This is a genomic window from Microbispora sp. NPDC088329, from assembly GCF_040685655.1.
Taxonomy (GTDB): Bacteria; Actinomycetota; Actinomycetes; order Streptosporangiales; family Streptosporangiaceae; genus Microbispora.
This window is the reverse complement of record NZ_JBFBIP010000008.1, coordinates 268,048-277,521: the sequence shown is the minus strand read 5'-3', so window position 1 is coordinate 277,521 and position 9,474 is coordinate 268,048. Positions and strand designations below refer to the sequence as shown.

7 protein-coding genes are annotated in these 9,474 nt (G+C 69.7%); 1 reads left to right on the top strand and 6 read right to left on the bottom strand.

Going from position 1 to position 9,474, the window contains the following annotated elements; translation table 11 throughout:
* Window positions 1-505 precede the first annotated feature (505 nt).
* Complete coding sequence (locus AB0O28_RS18120; RefSeq protein WP_363641452.1) at window positions 506-1,513, bottom strand: winged helix-turn-helix domain-containing protein; 1,008 nt, start codon at window positions 1,511-1,513, stop codon at window positions 506-508.
* A gap of 707 nt (window positions 1,514-2,220) precedes the next feature.
* Between AB0O28_RS18120 and AB0O28_RS18115 the strand changes: the two genes are divergently transcribed.
* Window positions 2,221-2,985, top strand: a complete 765-nt coding sequence (locus AB0O28_RS18115) for a PRC-barrel domain-containing protein (protein ID WP_363641418.1) — start codon at window positions 2,221-2,223, stop codon at window positions 2,983-2,985.
* A 150-nt stretch (window positions 2,986-3,135) separates the two neighbouring features.
* Here AB0O28_RS18115 and AB0O28_RS18110 read toward each other — a convergent pair whose 3' ends face one another.
* The 5 genes from AB0O28_RS18110 to AB0O28_RS18090 form a co-directional block, all read right to left on the bottom strand.
* On the bottom strand, window positions 3,136-3,672 hold the full coding sequence (locus tag AB0O28_RS18110) for an FxsA family protein (RefSeq protein ID WP_363641416.1): 537 nt from the start codon (window positions 3,670-3,672) through the stop codon (window positions 3,136-3,138).
* Between the two features lie 77 nt (window positions 3,673-3,749).
* The gene (locus AB0O28_RS18105) at window positions 3,750-4,493 is read right to left on the bottom strand and encodes a polyprenol monophosphomannose synthase (protein WP_363641414.1); all 744 of its coding nucleotides are present in this window, start codon (window positions 4,491-4,493) and stop codon (window positions 3,750-3,752) included.
* Complete coding sequence (gene lnt, locus AB0O28_RS18100) at window positions 4,493-6,049, bottom strand: apolipoprotein N-acyltransferase (protein ID WP_363641412.1); 1,557 nt, start codon at window positions 6,047-6,049, stop codon at window positions 4,493-4,495. Before lnt ends, AB0O28_RS18105 begins: the two co-directional genes overlap by 1 nt.
* Window positions 6,050-6,515: 466 nt before the next feature.
* Window positions 6,516-8,753, bottom strand: a complete 2,238-nt coding sequence (locus AB0O28_RS18095; RefSeq protein ID WP_363641410.1) for a PhoH family protein — start codon at window positions 8,751-8,753, stop codon at window positions 6,516-6,518.
* Window positions 8,754-8,912: 159 nt separating this feature from the next.
* Window positions 8,913-9,386, bottom strand: a complete 474-nt coding sequence (locus tag AB0O28_RS18090; RefSeq protein WP_363641408.1) for an Lrp/AsnC family transcriptional regulator — start codon at window positions 9,384-9,386, stop codon at window positions 8,913-8,915.
* Between the last annotated feature and the right edge of the window lie 88 nt (window positions 9,387-9,474).

Sequence of the window (9,474 nt, the reverse complement as noted above, 5' to 3'; positions counted from 1 at the left end):
CCAGGAGGTGGCCCCGTGGCGGGAGAAACACGACGCCGTGCTACCCCCCCGAACGCACACCCCACCACCACAGTTGGGCCTGCCCCCCGCCCCCCCCCCCCGGCTCCTAAATCAAGTGATCGGCACCGCAAGCCCGCTGGGAGCTGGAGCCGACGATCAGGACAGATGATGTCTCAGCCGACGCGGCAATTTCCGTCAGCCACCCAACCGTCCCAAAGGCGGCAGTACAGGCCGGAGCAGCACGTATACGTGAAGAGACAGTGCTGACCCTCCTTGGTACATTCTTGAGCCACAGTGGACTGTGACGCAAACATGTGCTGCTGGAGGCTGTTGCCGGCCAGCCTGTCGGCGATAGAAGCCGTGATCATAAGTTTCACCTCCTCAAGTTACGTTTATCGAATCGCTGCAGCGAATCTTCAGGAATTACAACATGAATGTTCGAGCCCGGTCGAGGATCAGCTGGGCCGTCGATTTGAGTAGAGTCGAATCGACGAGGTCAACTCGCTTAAAAGATTTCATCGGTCTGGTGCACCGGTAGGCGGGCGAGGGCGTTGCCGAGGGGGCTACGCCGGTACAGCACCCGCTTGCCGTCACGCCCGCGATCGAGAAGCCCCGCCTTGTACAGGATGCCCAGGTGATGGGAGACGGTGCCGGCCGCCAGCTTGTGGCGCCGCGCGAGGTCGGCGGTGGTGTGAGCGATGTCGAGGTCGGCCAGCAGCGTGGCACGGGTCACCCCGAGAAGTTCCGTGAGGTCACGCGATGCCCGCCCGAGCGGCTGCCGTCCCGATGCGGCGTTGGCTCTCCCGGCGGCGGGGAAGTAGATGGCCACGGTGTCGTCGGGACGGCTGCTCACGAGAACCCGGTCGCTCATGAAGGCCGAGCCGACACACCACAGCCCCGAGCCAGCGGTCAGCCTGGCGCGTGGCGGGACGTCGACGAGGAGGGTGTCCCCGCTCCAGGCGAGGTGCCGGCTCATGTCAGCGATGGCCGCCTGCACTCCGTCGGCGGCGAGCAGCCGCGCACGTTGATCGAACCCCAACTCCAGGTCGGCCCGCAGCCCGTCCCAATACGGTGCCAGCGCCGCCTTCCAGTAGGTCCTCAGCTCATCCGCCAAAGTTGCCAGGTAGGCGTCCTCACCGCGCGCATCCAGCAGGCGAGTGGTCAGAGGCAAAGCTGAATGCTTCCCACCCGTGACGGCACAGGTCAGCTCTTCCAGAATCGATCCCGTCGGTCTGGTCACCAGTGCGTGCAGTTCCTCGTCGAGTGAGGACGAACCGCCGGGCGCCACCGGCAGGAGGAAGTCCGGCAGGTGCCCACCCAGCCCGGTGATCTCGCGTAATAGGCGCGTTCTGCCCGGCGTCAGCCGCCCACGCACATCGCTCCACCATCGCCGGATCCACGGCGTCCGGTTCCCTCCGGTGGCCGACCACAACGACAGGGTGGCCTCGCTCAGCATCGACCAGCCGAAGCGGACATGCCTGAGCCCTTCGGCAGGAATCTCAAGTGCCTGCATCACGCCCGCTCTCTGGGCCGGCCGGCCCAGAACCCCGGGACGTCACCGGGCGCGGCCACAGCCACCGGCGGCCCCACCCACGGCCGTGAGAAACGGCCGTGCATTGTGCTGGGCAGCAGTTTCAGAGCACGCGAAATCGGCACGCCGAACCCCCTCCACAGGCAAAGTGAAGCGCGCGGCGCGACACCGCCGCTCACCCCGATTGAGATAGTGATTTTGCGATCCTGACAACCATGAGTCAATATCTGCCTCGCATCTAGATGATCACACACAGCTATCTAGACAACGGCCCGTATTCAAATCCTTAAGACCTCACCAGGCGCTAACGCGAAGAGGCACGCAATCACTCCACCGGATTCCGACGCCGATAACTCCATCACCGCAATTGTCGAAGCCGAAAGTGATTAGCCTCGATCTTTCGCGCCTATGCGCCGGCCGGCCGAGCGGCTCGCCGGAGCCGGGTGAGGGGTGTGACCAGTTGACCGGCCCAGGGCGCGGCGATGCGCAGGCACGACGGCGGCCGTATTGCGAGCGTGCCGACAGGGCCGTGGCCGGATGTCTCGATCAGTGATCAGGGCCGGGCGAGGAGATCCAACGGGCCCAGGCGCATCGCGTGGCAGGGTGGTTTCCAGAAACAGGTGGTTTCCGCTCTCCCGTCGGTGGTAGCGAAGTAAGAGACCGACCAAGCGAGAGACAAGGAGAAGCACGTGATCACTCACGAGCAGATCCCCATGGTGCTCGACAACCCGGTCCACGACCTCAACGGCGACAAGATCGGCGAGGTCGCGCAGGTATTCCTGGACGATGCGACAGGACGGCCGAAGTGGCTCTGCGTCAAGACGGGACTTCTCCACACCAAGGAGACCTTCGTCCCGCTGCACGACGCGAACCTGACGGCCGGTCATGTCGAGGTCCCGTACGCCAAGGAGCACGTCAAGAACGCGCCCGACGTGGACCTGGACGCCGACGGACACCTGTCCGCCGAACAGGAGCGTGAGCTGTACCGTCACTACGACATGGGCTGGGACGCCGCCTGGGAGCGTGCCAATCAGCCCGACAGCCTCACCGGGTGGGCCGCCAGCGGTGGCCGGCACGAACGCGAACGCCTGGAGACCGGGATCGGCGATCCTGCCGACTACGCCGTGACCCGCGGCGGGGAGCGGTACGGCACCGACGACCCCGCGCTCAGTTCCATGGATCGGCTGGACGCCGACATCCCCGGTACGCGCCCGGGCGAGCCTCTGGCGCCGCGGGACCCGGAGACACGGTCCGGGGAACTGTTCGGCCGGGGAGACCCCTCGGTCTCGTCGAGCGAGCGATATGGAACCGAGGATCCGGCGGCCCGGTCGCAGGAACGGTTCGGCACGGGCGACCCGGTGACGCGGTCAGGCGACCGGTTCGTGACCGATCCGGAGGCGCGTGATCAGGTCGTCCGCCGCCGGGACGTGCCCGACCCGGACGAGCGGCTGTAACTCGCGACACCGCTCGTCACCAGCCCCGTTGCCCCGGTGTGCCTCCGCCGCCGGGGCAACGGCGTGCCCGGCAGGCGGACGCACGACGGAACCCGGAAGGCGGGCACATAAAACCCGGCAGGCGAAGGAGAACGAGAACGAGACGGCGGCTCAGTGCTTGTCGTCGTCGATGACCTCGCCGTGCACCACGCGGCCGCGGCCCGCACCGGAGGTCCCGCCGACGCCGTCCACGCCGTCGAAGCCCGCTCCGCCGAACCCTGCCCCGCCGAACCCTGCCGTACGGTCGAAGAGCGGCGCGTACGGCGAGCGGGCGGCCAGTGAGCGCACGCGGCGGCCGAGGAACCACGACAGCCAGCGCCGGGCGATCGGCCGGGTGAACGGCAGGATCGCGAAGAATCCGAACACGTCGCTCAGGAAGCCGGGGGTCAGCAGAAGAGCACCGCCGGCGACGATCATGGCTCCGTCGATGAGTTCCTTGTCGGGCATGCGCCCCGACTCGATGGCCGTGCGCAGCGCCGCCCATGCCCGCCGCCCTTCGCGGCGCACCAGCCAGGCCCCGAGGACGCTGTCGGCGATGAGCAGGGCGACCGTCTCCCACCCGCCGATCACGGACCCGACCCGGATCAGAAACCAGATCTCCAGGACGGGAACCAGGAGGAACCCGAGGAACAGCCCGATCCGCACCATGTCTTGCCCCACTCACCCCGGCAGTCGTACGTCTGCGTCAACGCTCACGCGGCCGCTGGGGTTCCTGTGGATCGCGCCTATCGCCTTGGGCGAAACCGGTCGGCGTACCCCGTGACGCCCCAGACGGCCACGCGCCAGAAGGCCTCAAGGATGATCTTCCGGCTCATCTTGCTGGTGCCCACGGTGCGCTCGACAAAGGTGATCGGCTTCTCGACCACCCGCAGGCCCTGCCGCACGGTGCGGAGCGTGAGGTCCACCTGGAAGCAGTAGCCCTGCGACTCGACGTCGTCCAGCCCGATCTTCTCCAAGGTGGCCGCGCGGTAGGCCCGGAAGCCCGCCGTGGCGTCGGACACCGGGATGCCGAGCACCAGGCGGACGTAGGTGTTGGCGCCCCGCGAGAGCAGCTCACGCGAGAACGGCCAGTTGACGGTCTTGCCGCCGGGGATCCAGCGGGAGCCGATGGCCAGATCGGCGCCGTGGCTCACCGCGTCGAGCAGCTTGTGCAGCTCCTCCGGCTGGTGGGAGCCGTCGGCGTCCATCTCCACCAGCACGTCGTAGCCCTCGGCCAGGCCCCAGCGGAACCCGGCGATGTAGGCCGCGCCCAGCCCCTGCTTGCTCGTCCGGTGGAGGACGTGGACGTGGTCGTCCGCCTCGGCCAGCTCGTCGGCGATCCTGCCGGTGCCGTCGGGGCTGTTGTCGTCGGCGACGAGCAGGTGGACGTCGGGCAACGCCTCCCGAAGCCTGCGCGTGATCATCGGCAGGTTCTCGCGCTCGTTGTACGTCGGAACGATCACCAGCACCCGTCCCGGGGTCTGCTCCATCAGCTCTTCCTCCGCCCAGAGATGGCCGCCACCGTCGCTCCGGCTCCCATGAGTATCAAAAGCCACTCCGGCAGCGCACCTACCTCGGCCGCCACCGTGTTCTTCGTCCTGACCGGGACGTCCACGACGTTCATCCCCGCCACCAGCTCGCCGGTGTGCCAGCCGACCCGGCCGTCCGGCTCGACGTACGCCGAGATGCCCGTGGTCGCCGCGGTGACGACCGCCCGGTTGAACTCCACCGCCCGTAGCTGCGACATCGCGAGCTGCTGCGGCGGCAGGTTGGTGAGCGCGTAGCTCGCGTTGTTGGTCTGCACGACCAGCGGAGTGCCGCCCGCCAGCACGGTCTCGCGCACCGTGCTGTCGAACGCCACCTCGTAGCACTCGACGGTGCCGATCGTCACCGGCCCCATCCGCAGCGCTCCCGGCTTGTTCCCCGCGACCGACTGGCGGCCGACCAGCTGGGCCCGCGACGACAGCGCGAGGAACAGGTCCTTCATCGGGGTGTACTCCCCGAACGGCACCAGCCGCCGCTTGTCGTAGTAGGCGCCGGGGCCGGTGACCGGATCCCAGACCACGCCGCGGGTGGCCCGTTCGTCGGAGCCGATCTTGACCACCGCGCCGACGAGGACGGGCACGCCGATGTCCTTCACGGCGGAGTCGATCACCTGCCGCGCGAACGCGCTGCTGTAGGGGTCGATGTCGGTGGAGTTCTCCGGCCACACCACGATGTCGGGCCGCTGGAGTTTCCCGGCGCGCACGGCCTCGGCCATCCGGTGCGTCTCGTCGGCGTGGTTGCGCAGCACGACGGCGGGCTCGTCGCCGAGGAAGTACATTCCCCGCCCAGGGACGTTCCCCTGGATGACACCGATCCGCACTGTCCTGCCCTCGTCGCCGGGCCGGGGCACGACCAGCCCCAGTACCGGTACGGCTATCGCGGCGAGGAGCGTTCCGGCAACCACCCGGTCGGCCCGCCATCTCGGCGGACGCCGGGTGACCAGCGCGGCGAGCAGCGTCCCCGTGAGTGCGACCGTGAAACTTACAAGCGGGGCGCCGCCCAGCGCGGCGAAGCCGGTGTACGGCGACTCCCCCTGGCTGAAGGCCAGCCGCGCCCAGGGGAAGCCCCCGACGGGGAACAGTCCCCGGGCCCATTCCTGCACCACCCACAGGCAGGCCACCCAGAGCGGCCACAGGCGCAGCCGCATGACGAGGACGGCGGCACAGGCCAGCGCCGCCCAGAACAGGCTCTCGATGCCTGCCAGGGCCAGCCAGGCGTCGTCCCCGATCGGGCGGACCCAGGCCAGCGTCGGCAGGAGGAACACCAGCCCCCCGGCGTACCCGAGCCAAGCGGCCCGCCGCACCCGGGTGCCGCGGATCGCGAGGGCGAGCAGCGCCAGGCCCGCCGGAGCGCAGAACCACCAGCCGAGGGGCGGGAAGGCGAGGTAGAGCACCAGGCCGCCCGCGACGGAGGCGACGAGGCGGATCAGCGCGCCCGGCACCCGCGGCCCGGGCGCCGCGACGGCGGCCGACTCCGCGTCCTGTGCCGTCTTCAATGCCACGGGACAGTTTCTCCTCGCGTATCGCTGGTTCTGACGCACGACATCATCACAGGTGAGAGTCGCAGACAGCGGCGCAAGCCGCCAAACCGTCTCCGCCACTCTACGGGTGGCGCGCAAAGGCGATCACGCGGGTGAGAAGGGAAGGGGGCCCGGGCGGCCCTTCGGACCGGTTCCGTCCCGTCGGCGGCGGGCGCGGAGCTCCGTTGTCTACTGGGTGCCCGGGCCCCTCCTGGGTCCAACCCCCCGGCCGGCTGGGGTGCCCCGCCTCGGCGGGACGCCGCCCTGCGCCTGGTGTGCTGACGGTGTCACGCTCCGTCATCGACGCAGAGGTCGGCGGCGCCATAGAGCGGCCAACCGGTCAGTCCCGTGCTGGACTGCGCAGCAAACTACCGACCTCAGCGCAGATGTCAACCGCGTCCCGATCAGCGGAAATACCACGTTTCCGCAGGTAGGAGCGGTAGCCCGTTCAGCGCCGTTTCAGGCCGTTCAAGACGTCGGGCAGCTCCTCCGTGTGGACGACGCCGAGGCGGCTGGTGGCCCGGGTGAGGGCGACGTAGAGGTCGCTCGGCCCCCGCGGCGACTCACGGAGGATCCTGCCCGGCTCGACCACGATCACCGAGTCGAACTCCAGCCCCTTGGCCTCGGTCACCGACAGCACCGCCACCGGCGCGTCCAGGGCGGCAGGGCCCGGCCCGGTGGCCGCGCCGGGCACGGCGGCCCCGACGATCTCCCCGATCTCCTCGATCGTCCCCGCCGGGGCGATGACCACGAGGCGGCCCTCCTCCACGACCTCCGCAGCGGCCACCGGGCCAGCCTCCGCGACGGAGGCGACCCGCAGGGCCCACGGCCGCTCACCGGTCTCCCGCACCGACTCCGGCGCCTTCAGGCCGGGGCCGACCAGTTCGAGCACGCGGGCGGCGATCTCCATCAGCTCCGCGGGGGTGCGGTAGTTGACGCTGAGGTGCTCCTCACGCCAGCGGCCCGCGACGTACGGATCGAGGACACGCGCCCAGCTCGCCGCCCCCGCGGCGGAACCCGTCTGCGCGATGTCGCCGACGATCGTCATGGATCGGCCCGGGATGCGCCGCATGACCATCCGCCAGGCCATCTCGGACAGCTCCTGGGCCTCGTCCACGATCACGTGCCCGAAGGCCCACGTGCGGTCCCTGGCGGCCCGCTCGGCCGTTGTGAGATAGGTCTCCTCGGCCTGCTGCCGTTCGGCGAAGCGCTCGGCGTCCATGATGTCGGCGAGGCCGGTCAGTTCCAGCACCTCCCGGGCGTAGGCGATGCGCTCCTCGCGTTCCTGCTCGGCCAGGCGCGCCGCCCGCAGCACGCCCTCGTCGATGTCGCCCAGCAGGTCGGCGGCCTCGTCGAGCAGCGGCACGTCGGCCACGCTCCACCAGTTCTCCCCCGCTCTGGGCGGCTCGCGCAGCAGCAGGCCGCGCTCCCGTTCGCCCAGCCCCGCCGCGGCCATCCGATCGTGATCCGTGAACAGGCCGATCAGCAGCTGCTGCGGCGTCAGGTACGGCCACAGCCGGTTGAGCGCCACCCGCACCGGCTCCTCGGTGCGCAGGTCCTCACGCAGGTCGGCGAAGTCGGCGTCGTCCAGCGCGCCGCGGCCCAGGTGGCGGGCCGCCTGCCGGGTGAGCACGGTCAGCAGGTGCCGGATGAAGACGGCCCTGGCCTGGTTGTGCGGACGGCGCGAGCGGCCGGCCTTCGACCGGGCCGCCTCCAGCGTCTGCCGGTCGAGCTTCAGCGTGAACTTGTCGAGCTTGATCTCCACGGGCGTGCGCGGCATCCGCTGGCGGTCGCGTACGGCCCGCGCGATCACGTCGGCCATCGCGATCCGGCCCTTGACCGCGGCGGCCTCCGGCGGATCCTCCCGCGACGCGGTGACGCCCGGGTACAGCTCGCCCACGGTGGACAGCAACACGTCGGTCTCGCCGAGCGACGGCAGCACCTGCTCGATATAGCGCAGGAAGGTGGGGTTGGGCCCGAGGATCAGCACGCCCCTGCGTTCCAGCCGCTCACGGTAGGTGTAGAGGAGGTAGGCCGCGCGATGCAGGGCCACCACGGTCTTACCCGTGCCCGGACCGCCCTGGACCACGAGCACGCCGTTCAGGTCGCTTCGGATGATCTTGTCCTGCTCGGCCTGGATGGTCGCCACGATGTCGCGCATGCGACCGGTGCGCTTCTCGCCGAGCGCCGCCAGCAGGGCCGCCTCGCCGTTGAGTGAGGCCCGGTCGGCGTCGGTGAGGCTGTCGAAGTCGAGCAGGTCGTCGTCGACCGCGGTGACCCTGCGGCCCCGCGTGTGCAGGTGGCGCCGCCGGGTGACGCCCATCGGGGCGGCCGGGGTGGCCCGGTAGAACGGCTGCGCCACCGGGGCCCGCCAGTCGATCAGAAGCCGTTGCTGGTCGTCGTCCGACAGGCCGATGCGGCCGATGTACAGCCGCTCGCCCTCGGCGTGATCGAGCCGGCCGAAGCACAGGCCGTTCTCCACGGCCCACAGGCGGGCCAGGCGCTGGGCGTACATGCCGGCGAAGGAGTCGCGCTCCGAGCGGTTCTGATGGGTTCCCGAGGCCCCCTGGGCCAGCACGGCGTCGAGCTGCCCGCGCGTGCGCTCCCGCAGCACGTCGAGGCGCTCGTACAGCGCGGCGACGTACTTCTGCTCCCGGGCCAGCTCACCCGGCGAAGACTCTGGCATAGGCCGCCAGATTCTACGTGCCGTCGGGCTCTTGTCCCGCATCGGGCGCCGCCCGATCACCCATGTGGTCACAGGTGCGGTCACAAATGGATCTCGGGGCCCGGCCTGTCCACGCCGGCCGCCTCGCAGCGGCTCGCCCGGCTCGGCGTCAGGTGGTGCTCAGCCCTCGGCTGCGTCCGCTTCCGGCTCCTTCTCGATCACTGGGGAGCGGTAGTCGTAGGGTGTGCTGAGAACGACGGTCGTGCGCGTGCTGACGTTGGCCGAGGCGCGGATCTGCTGGAGGAGCTCCTCCAGTGCGAGCGGGGAGGCGACGCGGACCTTGAGAATGTAACTTTCATCACCGGCGACGCTGTGGCACGCCTCGATGGCGGTCAGATGACTGAGCCGTTCCGGCGCGTCGTCGGGCGCGGAGGGGTCGATCGGCTTGATCGAGACGAACGCCGTCATCGGAAGACCGATCTCGTCGTAGTCCACGAGAGCGGCGTATCCGCGGATGACACCGCGCTTTTCCAGCCTGCGTACCCGCTGGTGCACGGCGGAGACCGACAGCCCGGTCTCCTTGGCCAGATCGGTGAAGCTCATCCGGCCGTCAGTCGCCAGCAGGGTGACGATTCGGCGATCGATCTCCTCCACGCCAGCAACGGTAGCGCCGCCGGAGAGTGTCTCGTCCCGAAGCCACCGAATTGCCGAGTTCCCAGGAATGTCAGTGGGCCTGGCTAGC